This is a genomic window from Curtobacterium sp. 9128 (assembly GCF_007673775.1).
Lineage (GTDB): Bacteria > Actinomycetota > Actinomycetes > Actinomycetales > Microbacteriaceae > Curtobacterium.
Genome location: NZ_VEAF01000001.1, coordinates 335,893 through 351,106 on the forward strand (window position 1 = coordinate 335,893; position 15,214 = coordinate 351,106).

11 protein-coding genes are annotated in these 15,214 nt (G+C 71.1%); 4 read left to right on the top strand and 7 right to left on the bottom strand.

Annotation, left to right across the window (positions count from 1 at the left end):
- Window position 1: 1 nt before the first annotated feature.
- Window positions 2-2,140, top strand: a complete 2,139-nt coding sequence (locus FS641_RS01605; protein ID WP_144758909.1) for a 3-hydroxyacyl-CoA dehydrogenase NAD-binding domain-containing protein — start codon at window positions 2-4, stop codon at window positions 2,138-2,140.
- 94 nt (window positions 2,141-2,234) lie between these two features.
- Here FS641_RS01605 and dxs read toward each other — a convergent pair whose 3' ends face one another.
- The 5 genes from dxs to dut form a co-directional block, all read right to left on the bottom strand.
- Complete coding sequence (dxs, locus tag FS641_RS01610; protein ID WP_144758912.1) at window positions 2,235-4,166, bottom strand: 1-deoxy-D-xylulose-5-phosphate synthase; 1,932 nt, start codon at window positions 4,164-4,166, stop codon at window positions 2,235-2,237.
- 108 nt (window positions 4,167-4,274) lie between these two features.
- Window positions 4,275-7,112, bottom strand: a complete 2,838-nt coding sequence (locus FS641_RS01615) for an aconitate hydratase (protein ID WP_144758915.1) — start codon at window positions 7,110-7,112, stop codon at window positions 4,275-4,277.
- A 127-nt stretch (window positions 7,113-7,239) separates the two neighbouring features.
- Window positions 7,240-7,980 carry a DUF3159 domain-containing protein gene (locus tag FS641_RS01620; protein ID WP_260855589.1) on the bottom strand — a complete coding sequence of 247 codons (741 nt, stop codon included), beginning with the start codon at window positions 7,978-7,980 and terminating at the stop codon, window positions 7,240-7,242.
- Window positions 7,981-8,009: 29 nt separating this feature from the next.
- Window positions 8,010-8,735, bottom strand: a complete 726-nt coding sequence (locus FS641_RS01625) for a DUF3710 domain-containing protein (protein ID WP_144758921.1) — start codon at window positions 8,733-8,735, stop codon at window positions 8,010-8,012.
- Window positions 8,732-9,196, bottom strand: a complete 465-nt coding sequence (gene dut, locus FS641_RS01630; protein ID WP_144758924.1) for a dUTP diphosphatase — start codon at window positions 9,194-9,196, stop codon at window positions 8,732-8,734. Before dut ends, FS641_RS01625 begins: the two co-directional genes overlap by 4 nt.
- 65 nt (window positions 9,197-9,261) lie before the next feature.
- Here dut and FS641_RS01635 point away from each other — a divergent pair, with 65 nt between their 5' ends.
- Entirely contained in the window at window positions 9,262-9,693 is a 432-nt protein-coding gene (locus tag FS641_RS01635; protein WP_144758926.1) for a DUF3093 domain-containing protein, read from the top strand.
- 132 nt (window positions 9,694-9,825) lie between these two features.
- Here the strand turns inward: FS641_RS01635 and FS641_RS01640 are convergent, their stop codons facing one another.
- Window positions 9,826-10,125: a DUF4193 domain-containing protein gene (locus FS641_RS01640; RefSeq protein ID WP_031263038.1), complete on the bottom strand. Its 300-nt coding sequence runs from the start codon at window positions 10,123-10,125 to the stop codon at window positions 9,826-9,828.
- A gap of 285 nt (window positions 10,126-10,410) precedes the next feature.
- Here FS641_RS01640 and sepH point away from each other — a divergent pair, with 285 nt between their 5' ends.
- On the top strand, window positions 10,411-11,436 hold the full coding sequence (gene sepH / locus FS641_RS01645; RefSeq protein ID WP_186317525.1) for a septation protein SepH: 1,026 nt from the start codon (window positions 10,411-10,413) through the stop codon (window positions 11,434-11,436).
- 103 nt (window positions 11,437-11,539) lie between these two features.
- Here sepH and FS641_RS01650 read toward each other — a convergent pair whose 3' ends face one another.
- A complete protein-coding gene (locus FS641_RS01650) occupies window positions 11,540-12,691 on the bottom strand; it encodes an alkaline phosphatase family protein (protein WP_260855591.1) in 1,152 nt (383 codons plus the stop codon).
- Window positions 12,692-12,716: 25 nt separating this feature from the next.
- Between FS641_RS01650 and FS641_RS01655 the strand changes: the two genes are divergently transcribed.
- Window positions 12,717-15,203 carry a DNA topoisomerase (ATP-hydrolyzing) subunit A gene (locus FS641_RS01655; protein WP_144758935.1) on the top strand — a complete coding sequence of 829 codons (2,487 nt, stop codon included), beginning with the start codon at window positions 12,717-12,719 and terminating at the stop codon, window positions 15,201-15,203.
- Window positions 15,204-15,214: the final 11 nt, after the last annotated feature.

The window sequence follows — 15,214 nt, forward strand, 5'->3', positions numbered from 1 at the left end:
CATGACCATCGCCGACAACGACCAGCTGACCGCTCTGAGTGTGGACGAGGTCGTCACCCACTCGTACGTCAAGCACGTCGCGCTGCCCTCCGGCGGCACGCTCGCGCTCATCACGCTCGACAACGGCAAGGACTTCAAGCGCCCCTCGACGCTCGGTCCGCGCACCCTGCGGGAGCTCTCGGACGTGCTCGACGCCCTCCGCGCTTCGGCGGCGAAGGGCGACGTCCAGGCCGTCGCCGTCACGGGCAAGGAGTACTGCTTCGCCGCCGGGGCCGACCTTTCCCAGGCGTCGTCCGTGCCCTCGCGCGAGGTCGCCCATGACCTGGCGGCCCTCGGCCACGCCACCCTCCGCAAGTTCTCCGACCTCGGCGTGCCGTCGTTCGCGTTCGTGAACGGCATCGCCCTCGGCGGCGGCCTCGAGGTCGCACTGCACTGTACCTACCGGGTCTTCTCGTCCGCGGCGCAGGGCATCGGGCTGCCGGAGGTCTTCCTCGGCATCATCCCCGGCTGGGGCGGCGCGACACTGCTCCCCCGGCTCATCGGGCCGGAGAAGGCGCTCCGGGTCATCGTCGAGAACCCGCTGAAGAACAACCGGCTCCTCGACGGGCCCGCCGCGGTGGAGCTCGGCATCGGCGACGCCCTCATCCCGTCGGTGACGTTCCTGCCGTCGGCGGTCGCCTGGGCGGACCGTGTGGTCTCGGGCGCGACGAAGGTCGAGCGGAAGAACGAACCGGGGCTGCTCGAGAAGGCGTCGTGGGGAACCGTCGTCAAGGTCGCCCGCTCGCAGGTCGCGTCGAAGATCGGCACGGTGCCGAAGTCGCCGTTCCGTGCGCTCGACCTGGTCGCCGCCGCGAAGTCCGGATCACTCGACGAGCGCTTCGCCGGTGAGGACGACGCCCTGGCCGACCTCATCTCCGGCGACCAGTTCGCCGCGTCGATGTACGCGTTCGACCTCGTGCAGAAGCGCGCGAAGAAGCCCGTCGGAGCCCCGACCGACGTCGAACCGAAGAAGATCACGAAGGTCGGCGTCCTCGGTGCCGGGCTCATGGCGTCGCAGTTCGCCCTGCTGTTCGCCCGTCGCCTCGGCGTCCCCGTCGTGATCACCGACGTCGACCAGAGCCGCGTCGACGCCGGGGTCGAACGCATCCGTGCCTCGGTCCAGGAACTCCTGGCGAAGGGCCGGGTCTCCCCCGACGACGCCAACCGCATCGCGGCGCTCGTCAGCGGCTCGGTGTCGTACGACGCGTTCGCCGACGCCGACTGGGTCATCGAGGCCGTGTTCGAGGAGATGCGCGTCAAGCAGGACGTCTTCCGCAAGATCGAGCAGGTCGTCGCCCCCGACGCGATCCTCGCCACGAACACGTCGTCGCTCTCCGTCGACGAGATGGCGTCGGTCCTGACGAACCCGGAGCGTCTCGTCGGCTTCCACTTCTTCAACCCGGTCGCGGTGATGCCGCTGCTCGAGGTGGTCCGTGCGACGAAGACCTCGGACGAGGCCGTCGCCACCGCCCTCGCCGTGGCGAAGACGCTGAAGAAGACGGCGATCATCACGGCCGACCAGCCCGGCTTCGTCGTCAACCGGGTGCTCGCCCGGGTGCTCGGCGAGGCCATGCGCGGTGTCGAGGAGGGCACGCCGTTCGACGTCGTCGCCGCGGGTGCGCAGCCGCTCGGCCTGCCGATGTCGCCGTTCGAACTGCTCGAGCTCGTCGGGCTGCCGGTCGGCGCGCACGTGCTCGACTCGCACCACGCCGCATGGCCGGAGCGCTTCTACCCCGGCGACGGTCTGAAGCGGATCGCCGACCACGGGCACATCCTGACCCGCGACAAGAAGGGCGCCGTGACCGGGTACGACCCGGCAGCGGTCAAGCTCGTCGCACCCGCGAAGAAGGACGCGAAGCCGGTCGACGCCGCCGAGATGCAGCGCCGGTTCGAGGACGCCCTGGCCGACGAGGTGCACCGCATGCTCGAGGACGGTGTCGTGCAGCACGTCGAGGAGATCGACCTCGGGCTCATCCTCGGCGCCGGCTACCCGTTCCAGGCCGGTGGCATCAGCCCGTACCTCGACCGCGCGGGCGCTTCCGAGCGTGTCTTCGGCGGGACGTTCCACGACCCGCTGGTCGTCGGGCCCGCCTCGCGCTAGTCGCCTCGGCGCCCCGTAACGAACATCGCACCCCGTCTCCACGGGGTGCGATGTTCGTCCGAGGGTGCGATCCGAACGGACGACCGGACCTCCGCTAGCGCTCGGCGGTCTCCCGGTCGCGGGCCGGCTTCGCCTGCGGCAGCTTCGTGCCGACCACCTGGTCGATGACGTCGCGGGCGATCGCCTGCGCCGTCAGCCCGGCGTCCTGCAGGATCTGCGAGCGGCTGGCGTGGTCGATGAACGCGTCCGGCAGGCCGAGCTCCGTCACGCCGGTGTCGACCCCGGCGGCACGGAGGTCCTGCCGCAGGCGGGTACCGACCCCACCGACGCGGACGCCGTCCTCGATGGTGACGACGAGCCGGTGCCGGCGGGAGAGCTCGATGAGCGACCCCGGGATCGGCACGACCCAGCGCGGGTCGACGACGGTCACGCCGATGCCCTGCGCCTCGAGCAGTGCCGCGGCGTCGAGCGCGACCGGCACCATCGAGCCCACCGCCACGAGCAGGACGTCCTCGCCCGAGGAGTCCGCCGCGTGCAGCAGGTCGACGCCGTCGTCGAACCGCGACAGCGCGGGGATGTCCGGCCCGACCTGTCCCTTCGACCACCGGAGCACCGTCGGGGCGTCGTCGATCGCGACGGCCTCGCCGAGCTCTTCGCGCAGCGTCACGGCGTCCCTGGGCGCCGCGATCCGGATCCCCGGGACCACCTGGAGCATCGCCAGGTCCCACATGCCGTGGTGCGACGGACCGTCCGGCCCGGTCACTCCGGCGCGGTCGAGCACGAAGGTCACGCCGGCACGGTGCAGGGCCACGTCCATGAGCACCTGGTCGAACGCGCGGTTGAGGAACGTCGCGTAGAGCGCCACGACCGGGTGCAGTCCCCCGTAGGCGAGCCCGGCGGCGCTGGTGACGGCGTGCTGCTCCGCGATGCCGACGTCGAACACGCGCTCGGGGTGCCGCTGCTGGAACAGGTGCAGCCCGGTTGGTCGGAGCATCGCCGCGGTGATCGCCACGATGCGCGGGTCCGCGTCGCCGAGGTCCGCGAGCGAGGACGCGAACACCGACGTCCACGACGGCCCCGACGCGGTGTCGAGCGACTCGCCCGTCTCCGGGTCGATGTGGCCGACCGCGTGGAACTGGTCGGCCTGGTCGCGGAGCGCCGGCTCGAAGCCGTGCCCCTTCTCGGTGATCGCGTGCACGATGACCGGTGCGCCGTACTCCTTGGCCTGCCGGAGCGCGCTCTCCATGGCCTGCTGGTCGTGCCCGTTGACCGGCCCGATGTACTTGACGTCGAGGTTCGAGTAGAGCGCCTCGTTGTTCGTCAGGCGGGACAGGAAGCCGTGCAGCCCTCCGCGCATGCCCCGGTAGACCGCGCGCCCGGGAGCACCGAAACGTGCCGCGGCCGCCTGGGTCTTCTCGAACAGGGCGCGGTACTCCCGACGCGTGCGGACGGAGTTGAGGTAGCGGGCCATCCCGCCGATCGTCGGGGCGTACGAGCGCCCGTTGTCGTTGACGACGATGACCAGGCGCCGGTCGTTGTCGTCGGAGATGTTGTTGAGCGCCTCCCACGTCATGCCGCCCGTGAGCGCGCCGTCGCCGACGACGGCCACGACGGTCCGGTCGTGCTGGCCGGTCTGCCGGAAGGCGCGGGAGATCCCGTCCGCCCAGGACAGCGACGAGGACGCGTGCGAGGACTCCACGATGTCGTGCTCCGACTCGCTCCGCTGCGGGTAGCCGGCGATGCCGCCGCGCTCACGGAGGTGCGAGAAGTCCTGTCGGCCGGTGACGAGCTTGTGCACGTACGACTGGTGTCCGGTGTCGAACACGAACGGGTCGTTCGGGGAGTCGAACACGCGGTGCATCGCGAGGGTCAGCTCGACGACGCCGAGGTTCGGACCGAGGTGTCCACCGGTCTTCGCGACCTCGGCGACCAGGAACCGCCGGATCTCGGCGGCGAGGTCGGTCATCTGGGCGTCACTGAGACGCTTCAGGTCGCGCGGCGACGTGATGCTGGCGAGCAGACTCACGGGCGCTCCTTTCGTCGTGCTATCGGCCCACTCTATGCGGGTGACCCGACAACGGACGGAAGGCGCGGTGCCAGCTGGCACCGCGCCTCCTGTCCGGTCCGGATCGCGTCAGACGAGCGAACGGAGCACGTACTGCAGGATGCCGCCGTTGCGGTAGTAGTCGGCCTCACCGGGGGTGTCGATGCGGACGACCGCGTCGAACTCGACGGGCTGCTTGCCCTCGGGCGAGTGCTCGCTCGGCGTCGCCGTGACGTGCACGGTCTTCGGGGTGCGGCCCTCGTTCAGCTCGGTCAGCCCGGAGATCGCGATGACCTCGGTGCCGTCCAGGCCGAGCGACTCGATGGACTCGCCATCGGGGAACTGCAGCGGGACGACGCCCATGCCGATGAGGTTCGAGCGGTGGATGCGCTCGAAGCTCTCGGTGATGACGGCCTTGACCCCGAGCAGGTTCGTGCCCTTCGCCGCCCAGTCGCGCGACGAGCCGGAGCCGTACTCCTTGCCGCCCAGGACGACGAGCGGGATGCCCTGCTCCTGGTAGTGCTGCGACGCGTCGTAGATGAACGACTGCTCGCCGTTCGGCGTGGTGAAGTCGCGGGTGTACCCGCCCTCAACGCCGTCGAGCAGCTGGTTGCGCAGCCGGATGTTCGCGAACGTGCCGCGGATCATCACCTCGTGGTTGCCGCGACGCGACCCGTAGGAGTTGAAGTCCTTCCGGTCGACGCCGTGCTCGGCGAGGTACTTGCCGGCCGGGCTGTCCGCCTTGATCGAGCCTGCGGGCGAGATGTGGTCCGTCGTGACCGAGTCACCGAGCTTCGCGAGGACGCGGGCACCGGAGATGTCGGACACCGCGTCGGGCGTCATCGTCATGCCGTCGAAGTACGGGGGCTTCCGCACGTAGGTCGACCGGGCGTCCCACTCGAAGGTGTCGCCCGTCGGGGTCGGCAGGTTCTTCCAGCGGTCGTCGCCCTCGAACACGGAGCCGTACTCGTGGGTGAACATCTCGGTGTCGATGGAGGCGTCGATGACCTGCTGCACCTCGGCCGTGTCGGGCCAGATGTCGGCCAGGAACACGTCGTTGCCGGCCTGGTCCTGCCCGAGGGCGTCGCGCTCGAAGTCGAAGTGCATCGACCCGGCGAGGGCGTAGGCGATGACCAGCGGCGGGGAGGCCAGGTAGTTCATCTTGACGTCCGGGTTGATGCGGCCCTCGAAGTTGCGGTTGCCGGAGAGCACCGCGGTGACGGCCAGGTCGTTGTCCTGCACGGCCTGCGAGATCTCCTCGGGCAGCGGGCCCGAGTTGCCGATGCAGGTGGTGCAACCGTAGCCAACCGTGTAGAAGCCGAGCTGCTCGAGGTAGGTGGTCAGGCCCGCCTTCTCGTAGTAGTCGGTGACGACCTTCGACCCCGGCGCGAGGGTGGTCTTCACCCAGGGCTTCGCGGTCAGGCCCTTGTTCGCGGCGTTCCGCGCGAGGATGCCGGCGGCCATCATCACCGAGGGGTTCGACGTGTTCGTGCACGAGGTGATCGCGGCGATCGCGACCGCACCGTGGTCGATGGTGAAGGGCGTGCCGTCGCCCACCGTGACGGGCGTCGGCTTCGAGACCGATCCCGGGGCGCTCGAGGCGTGGACCGGTACCTCGGAGGCCGGGGCGTCCTGCAGGTCGTCGACGGCGTGCTCGTCACCGGGGGCCGCGGCGACCGGGTCGGACGCGGGGAACGTGTCCGCGACGGCCTTGTCCTCTTCGGTGTGGTCGATGCTCGCGTAGTTCGCCAGGTCGACCTCGAACTGGTCCTTCGCCTTCGACAGCTCGATGCGGTCCTGCGGACGCTTCGGCCCGGAGATCGAGGGGACGACCGTGGAGAGGTCGAGCTCCATGTACTCCGAGTACGCCGGCTCGACCGAGGCGTCGTGCCACAAGCCCTGCGTCTTGGCGTAGGCCTCGACGAGGGCGATCTGCGCCTCGTCACGGCCGGTCAGGCGGAGGTAGTCGAGCGTGACGTCGTCGACCGGGAAGATCGCCGCCGTGGAACCGAACTCGGGGCTCATGTTGCCGATGGTCGCGCGGTTCGCGAGCGGGACGGCACTGACGCCCTCGCCGTAGAACTCGACGAACTTGCCCACGACGCCGTGCTTGCGGAGCTCCTGGGTGATGGTGAGGACCACGTCGGTCGCGGTCACGCCGGCGGGGATCGCACCGGAGAGCTTGAAGCCGACGACCTTCGGGATGAGCATCGACACCGGCTGGCCGAGCATCGCCGCCTCGGCCTCGATGCCGCCGACGCCCCAGCCGAGCACGCCGAGCCCGTTCACCATCGTGGTGTGCGAGTCCGTGCCGACGAGGGTGTCCGGGTAGGCGTACAGCTCGCCGTCGAACTCGCGCGTGTAGGTCACCTTCGCCAGGTACTCGATGTTGACCTGGTGGACGATGCCGGTGCCCGGCGGGACGACCTTGAAGTCCTCGAACGCGGTCTGGCCCCAGCGCAGGAACTGGTAGCGCTCCCCGTTGCGCTCGTACTCCAGGTCGGTGTTGCGCTGGAGCGCGTCCTCGCGACCGAACAGGTCGGCGATGACGGAGTGGTCGATGACCATCTCGGCCGGCGACAGCGGGTTGATCTTGTTCGGGTCGCCGCCGATCTCGGCCATCGCCTCACGCATCGTGGCGAGGTCGACGATGCACGGGACGCCCGTGAAGTCCTGCATGACCACGCGGGCCGGCGAGAACTGGATCTCGGTGTCCGGGTCGGCCTCGGGGCGCCAGGACCCGAGCGAACGGATCTGGTCAGCCGTGACGTTCTTGCCGTCCTCGGTGCGGAGGAGGTTCTCGAGCAGCACCTTCAGGCTGTACGGGAGCTTCTCGTGGCCGGGGACCGTGTCGATCCGGTGGATCGCGTAGTCGACACCCCCAACCGACAGTGTGTCCTTCGAGCCGAAGCTATTGACTGCAGCCACCGTGCCGCCTCCCTACTGATCGGTTTGCCCTCATCTTCGCGGGCCGGGGACCGTCCCACCAGCAAGGCAAACCTAAACCCCCGACGCTGCGGTGCCCCGGGGAAAGTGTCTTGATGTCAAGACAACGCTACACCGCGGCGGGACCCTCGTCGCGCCGGAACACGGTCCGGACCAGCAGCCACGTGACCCAGAGCAGCGCCGCGTAGAGCGGCACGCCCGTGATGAGCTTGATGCCGGCGAGCAACTCCACCTGGGCGGTGAGGTACAGCGGGATCTCGATCACCAGCCGGAGGGCGAACAGGCCCGCCCACATCCAGGTCGCGACCGTGAGCACCCGGCGCTTCGCGGGGTCGGATCGCCAGTCCATCGGCCCGCCGTCCTCCCCCTGCGCGAGCAGGCCCACGACCAGCCCGATGAGCGGCCGTCGGATCGCCAGCGTGACCAGCAGCACGAGCAGGCACACCAGGTTGATGACGATGCCCGGGATGAAGTTGCTCTCGGCCTTCCCGGTGATCAGGGCGAGACCGGCCGAGATCGCCACGCCGAGGATGCCGGCGAAGGACATCGCCAGCGACTGGCGCTGCACCAGCCGCAGCACCACGAACACCAGGCCGACGACGACGGGGATCACGACGCTCGGGACGAGTTCCTTCGTGACCGCGTACACGACGAGGAACGCGAACCCGGGCAGCACCGACTCCGCCAGGCCGCGCGCACCGCCGACCGCGGTGAGCAGCGCCCGGCCGGACGGCGCCTCGCCTGGGGCGACCTGGCCGATGCCGGCCTTCCGAGCGGCGGCGCGGAGCTGGGCCGTCAGCGACAGCTGCTCCTCGGACTCCGCCTGGTGGTCATCGTCGTGCTCGGGCACCTGGCGCTCCAGATCGTCGGCGGAGGGTGTCAGATCGCGGACTGCGTCGACTTCGGCATGTGCAGCGGGATGAGGTCGCGCGGCGGCATCGGGGTCCCGCCACGGACCACGACGACGCTCCGGAAGAGCTCCTCGATCTCCTCGGCGTCGTCCGGGTCGTCCGCGGCCTTGCCCGCGATCACGCCGCGGAGGAACCAGCGGGGACCGTCGACGCCGATGAAGCGGGCGGGACGAGCCGCGGCAGCGGGGCCGTCGCCGCCGTCGACGACGACGGGCACCGACGCGCGGAGCTCCGGACCGAACGGCCCGTCCACCTCGGTCACGTCGCCGCCCTGACGCTCGATCTGCTCGGCGATCTGCGCGCGGATCTCGTGCCAGAGCCCGGTCGACCGCGGCGCCGCGAACGGCTGGACCTGGAGCGTCGAGTCGTCGAAGTCGAGCCCGACCGCGACGACGCGCTGCGAGCCCTCCTCGACCTCGAGCCGGAGGTGCAGGCCCTCGCGCGGCAGGATCTTCACGCCGCCGAGGTCCACGTACGGACGGACCGGGTTCGCCTCGGTCTCGTCGAGCGGGCCCGCTTCCTCGCGGTCGACGGGAGCGGACTTGCCGGTCGGGGCGAGTGCCACGACCTCGTCGAGTCCCGCGTCAGCCTCGTCGGCGAGGTCGACCTCGGGGCTGGTGTCCGCGACCTCGATGTCGGCGGCGACCTCTGCGGCCACCTCGACCTCGTCGCGCTTGCGTCGGCCGATCCTCATCGCTGCGTTCCTTCCTGCTGGTTCGTGTCACCGTAGCCCGAGGAGCCGAATCCGCCCTGGCCGCGGACGCTGTCCGGCAGCGCGTCGACGCGGGAGAACGTCACACGGGGCACCGGGAGCACGATCATCTGTGCGATCCGGTCGCCCACGCGGACCTCGTACGGCTCGGTGGCGTCGGTGTTGAGCAGTGCGACCTTGACCTCGCCGCGGTAGCCGGCGTCGACGGTGCCCGGCGCGTTCACGATCGTGATGCCGTGCTTGGCGGCGAGGCCGCTGCGCGGGACGACGAACGCCGCGTGGCCCTCGGGGAGCGCGATCGCCAGACCGGTCCCGACCAGGCGACGCTCACCCGGCGCGAGCACGAAGGCCTCGGTCGAGACGAGGTCGGCACCGGCATCACCGGGGTGGGCGTAGCCGGGAGCGTTCTCCCCGGTCCAGAGGACGTCGACTGGTTCGGTCACGTGTCGAGGGTAGTGCAGACCGTGACCGTTCCGTGACCTGCCCCGAGTCGTGATCGAATGGGGTCGTGACCCTGTACCGCGAACGACTCTGGGCGCCGCCCGGTCTCTACCTGGCGACCGCGCTCGTCATCCCCGCGAGCCTGCTCGTCTTCCTGCCGATCAACGCCACGACGGGCGTCGTCGTCGCCGCCTGCATGGAGGCCGCCGTGCTGGTCCTCCTGTGGTTGCTCGCCCCCGTCATCGAGGTGACGGAGACCGAGTTCCGCGCGGGACGGGCGCACCTGCCCCGGAACCTCGTCGGCGAGGTGGCCGCCTTCACCGGCGCCGAGGCGACCACGCAGCGCGGACCGAAGCTGGACGCGCGGGCGTGGACGCTGTTCCGCGGCTACGTCCGGGGCGTGGTGCGGGTCGAGGTGCGCGACGACGCCGACCCGACGCCGTACTGGCTCGTCAGCGCACGCCACCCGCAGAAGATCGTCGAGGCGCTGCGGTCCTGACGCGCCCGCGCCGGTCGTCCTGCGACACCAGGTCGTGTCCGTCGAAACGTCTCCGCCGGGTCGTCTCCGCCGGAGCGACGAACGGCCCGCCTCCCCGTGTGGGGAAGCGGGCCGTTCGTCGTTCGCTGCGCCCTACAGGGCCGCGCACTCCGCACAGACCGGGCCGAGCTTCGACTCGTGGTCGAGCTGCGAGCGGTGCTTCACGAGGAAGCACTCCACGCACGTGAACTCGTCGACCTGCGGGGGGAGCACGACGACGTCGAGGTCCACGTCGCTGAGGTCCTGCCCGGCCAGCTCGAAGCTGCCCGGGTTGTCGGAATCATCATCGACGACCCCCGACATCTTGTCGGGCACGCGCTCCTTGAGGGCCTCGATCGACTCCGAGTCGGAGTTGTCGTCGGTCTTCCGGGGGGCGTCGTAATCGGTGGCCATGCCCATCCATTTCTCGTATCGAGAGGTCGTCGCCGGAGATCGGCGGCGACAGTATCCAACACGCGCCGCCCCGATGCAAACTGAACGTCCGAGTGGCTCGTCGTGCCCGTCCAACCCGCCGTCGACGTCTTCCATTCCCGCCGGTCGAACGCACTGCGGCTCGTGGACAGGACCCGTGTCCGGCTGATGACGGCGCGCGGCGCGCGCCTCCCCGGGATCCGGCCGCTCGCGCTGCATACTTCCCGGGTACGAGGCACGACCGTGCGACGCTGGGAAGGCGGAACCATGCAAGACGTCAGAGTCATCGGGGTGGAATCCGGGGCACTCCTGCTCGCGACCGACGGCGGCAGCGAGTTCCGGTTGCCCGTCACCTCGGCGCTGCCGGGACAGGTCCGACAGGCGAACCCGGACGGTACGCCGCAGAAGCGCGTCTCCCCCAAGGACGTCCAGGCCCGCATCCGCGGTGGTGCGGACGCCGCCGACGTCGCCGCAGCGCTCGACGTGGACGTCGAGTACGTCCGGCGCTTCGAGGGTCCCGTGCTCGCCGAGCGCGCCTTCATCCTCGACGCCGCCCGCCGCGTCCCGGTCACCCCGGTCGACGACACCACCCCCGACGTCTTCGGCGAGGCCATCGCCGCCCGCCTCGAGGCCGGGGACGCCACCGACGTCGCCTGGTCGAGCTGGAAGCACGTCGAGAACGGCTGGGTCGTGCAGGTCCGCTACACCGCCGCGGAGGTCGAGCACGACGCCCAGTGGCTCTTCGACCCGAAGACGTCGACACTGACGGCGGACACGAGCGACGCGCACCGACTGTCCCACACCGAGGACGAGGGACTCGCGCCCCGGCTCCGCGCGGTCGAGTTCGACCAGCAGGACACCGACGGCACCCGGTTCGACTCCGGTGCGTTCCGGGTCGACGAGCCGGACGAGTCCGTCACGAACCCGGAGGTCGCCGAACGCGCACCGCTGCGTGCGCCGCTCCCTCGCATCGGTGCGGCGGCGATCGAGGAACGTGCTCCGGGGAACGAGACCGCCGACCTGCTCGAGGCGCTCCGTCGTCGCCGCGGCGAACGCGAGTCGGTGTCGATCGCAGACCAGCACCAGGACGAGACGCGCGGGTCCGTCAGCGTCGTGGACATCCCGCTGCAGGGCTTCGAGGACCAGTCGGACACCGCGCCGCAGCCCGACCAGCGGCCCTCCTCGGCACCGGACGGCGAGAGCCGTCAGGAGCGCAAGAAGCGCGCTCGCCGGTCGATGCCGAGCTGGGACGAGATCGTGTTCGGTACCCGTCCCGACGACGACATGGCCTGACCCCCGGCCGCCTGGAGGCTCGTCAGGACCCCGCCACGCACCTTGCGTGGCGGGGTCCTGACGTTCCGGCGCGGCGCGCCGGTGCAGGCGACGAGGCGCCGGCTCAGTTCGCGAAGGCGCCGGCGAGGCGCAGCGGCACGCCGGTCTCCTCGTCCGTCATCGCACCGTGCTGACCGACCATCCGGCTCGGCGTCCGGCGCGGATCGAGGTCGCGGTCGTCGTTGAACGCCCACGAGCCGCGCGCCACCACGACGACGTCGCCGATCCGCGGCAGCACCTGCTCCGACACCGGGCCGAACCAGTTCGCGTCGATCGCCTCGTCCTTGCTCGCCACCCAGGCGCGCTTGCCGACCGCCGCACGCCAGGCCTCGACGAGCGCCGGCACGTCGGTCCCCGGCGCCACGGTGAGCTGGCGGCAGCGGGGGTCCCCAGCGACCCCGACGACGTCGGCGAGGAGCTCGGGGGCGATCGTTACGTTCGACTCCGCGGGGACGTCGAGGATGCCGTGGTCGGCGGTCACGAGGACGCCGACGTCCCGGGCGACGCCGGTGTCGAGGCGCGCGAGCTCGCCGTCGAGCGCCTCGAGCGCCGCCGTCCAGCGGTCCGACTGCCATCCGTGCTTGTGGGCGATCGAGTCGAGCTCGGGCACGTAGAGGTACACGAGCGACCGTCCGCCCGCCGTCTCGGCGATCGCGGCGTCGACCCGTTCGGGGATGCCGTCGGCAGCGACGTACCGGGCACCGCCGAGCACGTTGGCGGTCATGCCGGACGTCCGGTACCGCGTTGGGCCGACGACGACGGGGTCGATCCCCAGCGCGGCGGCCTCGGTGAACAGCGTCGGGGTGAGCAGCCAGCCCGCCGGCACCTCCGAGTCCCATCCGCCGAGGAGGTTCATGACGGTCCGGGTGTCGGGGTTCCACCCGCTGTAGCCGACCACGCCGTGGACGCCGGGAGCGCGACCCGTCGTCAGGGTCGTCAGCGCCGCGGCGGTCGTCGTCGGGAAGCCGCTCCGCAGCCGCTTCCTGGTGCCCGTGAGGAACCGCGCGTGCCCCGCGCGCGCGCCGAGCGCGCCGGCTCCCAGGCCGTCGACCAGGACGACGACCGCGGAACGGGCGGGACGGAGGGCGATCCGGGCCTCCAGGCCGTTCGCGCGCACCCACGCCGCGTCGGCAGCGCCGAGCGCCACCAGGCAACTCGGGAGCACGTCGGCGAGGTTCGCGGAGTCGTCGGGGGCCGTCGGTAGGCTCTGTGTCACCTCCCGATCCTCCCAGAAAGGTCCCATGGCACGCACGGACGCAGTCGGTCTCCCCGACGGTGAGCGCATCGAGGACGTCGACGTCTCCGAGGAGATGCAGGGCTCCTTCCTGGAGTACGCGTACTCGGTCATCTACTCGCGTGCCCTCCCCGACGCCCGGGACGGCCTGAAGCCGGTGCAGCGACGGATCCTGTACCAGATGTCGGAGATGGGACTCCGGCCGGACCGCGGCCACGTGAAGAGCGCCCGTGTCACCGGCGAGGTCATGGGCAAGCTGCACCCGCACGGAGACGGCGCGATCTACGACGCCCTGGTGCGGATGGCGCAACCGTTCACGATGCGCGTCCCGCTCGTCGACGGCCACGGCAACTTCGGCTCGCTCGACGACGGCCCCGCCGCGGCCCGGTACACCGAGGCGCGCCTGGCCGAGCCGTCCATGGCGATGACCGAGGGCCTCGGCGAGGACGTCGTCGACTTCGTCCCGAACTACGACAACCAGATCATGCAGCCGGGTGTGCTCCCCGCCGCGTTCCCGAACCTGCTCGTCAACGGCGCCTCGGGCATCGCGGTCGGCATGGCCACGAACATGGCCCCGCACAACCTCGGCGAGGTGGTCGAGGCGGCGAAGCACCTGCTGATGAACCCGCAGGCGCCCCTCGAAGAGCTCATGGAGTTCGTGCCGGGGCCCGACCTGCCGTCCGGTGGCACGATCGTCGGGCTCTCCGGCGTGCGCGACGCCTACGCCACCGGTCGCGGCACCTTCCGCACCCGGGCGAAGGTAGCCGTCGAGAACCTCACGCCCCGCAAGACCGGCCTCGTCGTCACCGAGCTGCCGTACCTCGTCGGCCCCGAGCGGGTGATCGAGAAGATCAAGGACGGCGTCCAGGCGAAGAAGCTCGTCGGCATCTCCGACGTCAACGACCTCACCGACCGGAACCACGGTCTCCGGCTCGTCATCGGCATCAAGTCCGGGTTCAACCCGACGGCCGTGCTCGAACAGCTCTACAAGCACACGCCCCTCGAAGAGGGCTTCGGCATCAACAACGTCGCCCTGGTCGGCGGGTCCCCGAAGACGCTCGGGCTCCGCGAGCTGCTCGACGTGTACGTGCAGCACCGGCTGGCGGTCGTGACCCGACGCTCCGAGTACCGACTCGCCCGGCGTCGCGAACGCCTGCACCTGGTGGAGGGCCTGCTCGTCGCGATCCTCGACATCGACGAGGTCATCGAGGTCATCCGGTCCTCCGACGACTCCGAGGCCGCGCGCACCCGACTGCAGGACGTCTTCGACCTGTCCGAGGTGCAGGCCGAGTACATCCTCGAGCTCCGACTGCGGCGCCTGACGAAGTTCTCGCGCCTCGAGCTCGAGGGCGAGCGCGACCAGCTCCTCGCCGACATCGCCGCGCTCGAGGAACTGCTCGCGTCCGACGAGCGGCTCCGGGCGCAGGTCGCGCTCGAACTCACCGAGGTGTCCGACCGGTTCGCCACGCCGCGCCGCACGCTCCTGACCGAGGCGGACGCCCCCGTCCGCGGTGGGCGCAAGGCCGTGGTGGACCCGGAGGACCTGCAGGTCGCCGACTCGCCGTGCCGGGTCCTGCTCTCGACCACCGGGCGGCTGATCCGGGTCGACATCCCGACGTCGGAGCTCGGCATCGTCCGGGTCCCGAAGCGCTCGAAGCACGACGCCGTCCTCGCGACCGTGGTCAGCACGGTGCGCGGACAGGTGGGGGCACTGACCTCGACCGGGCGTATCGTGCGCTTCTCCCCCGTCGACGTCCCCGCCGTCCCACCCGCCGCGGTCCGGCTGGACGCCGGGGTGCGGATCAACGACTACCTCGGCATCCCCCGGTCCGAGGCCGTCGTGGCCATCGTCGACCTGTCCGGCGCGACCGAGCACTCCCTGGCCATCGGCACCGCGCAGGGCGTCGTGAAGCGCGTCGTCCCGGGGGCGTGGCCGGACAAGCCCGAGTTCGTCGCCATCGGACTCAAGGCGGGCGACACCGTCGTCGGCGCCGCACAGTCGCCGGAGTCGGACGACCTGGTCTTCATCACCTCGAACGCACAGTTGCTGCGCTTCGGCGCCGCGCTCGTGCGCGCCCAGGGGCTGCCGGCCGGCGGTGTCGCCGGGGTCTCCCTGGCCGCCGGTGCCAGCGTGATCTGGTTCGGGGCGGTGGCTCCCTCCGAGGACGCCGTCGTCGCCACCGTGTCCACGTCGTCCGCGGCGCTGCCCGGTACCGACACCGGGCGGGCGAAGGTCTCCTCGTTGTCGGAGTTCCCCGCGAAGGGCCGGGCGACCCAGGGCGTCCGGGCGCACGCGTTCCTGAAGGGCGAGGACGGGCTGACCGTCGCGTGGGCCGGCATCGCTCCGCCGCACGCGGTCGGCGCGGACGGCGCTGCCCGGACGCTGCCGGACTGGCTGTCGAAGCGCGACGGGTCCGGGAGCCCGCTCGAGGCCGTCATCGGCTCGATCGGCGGCAGCGCGGCGACGCTCGACGGCACGCGCGGCGAGGCGTAGGGCGCGCCGGC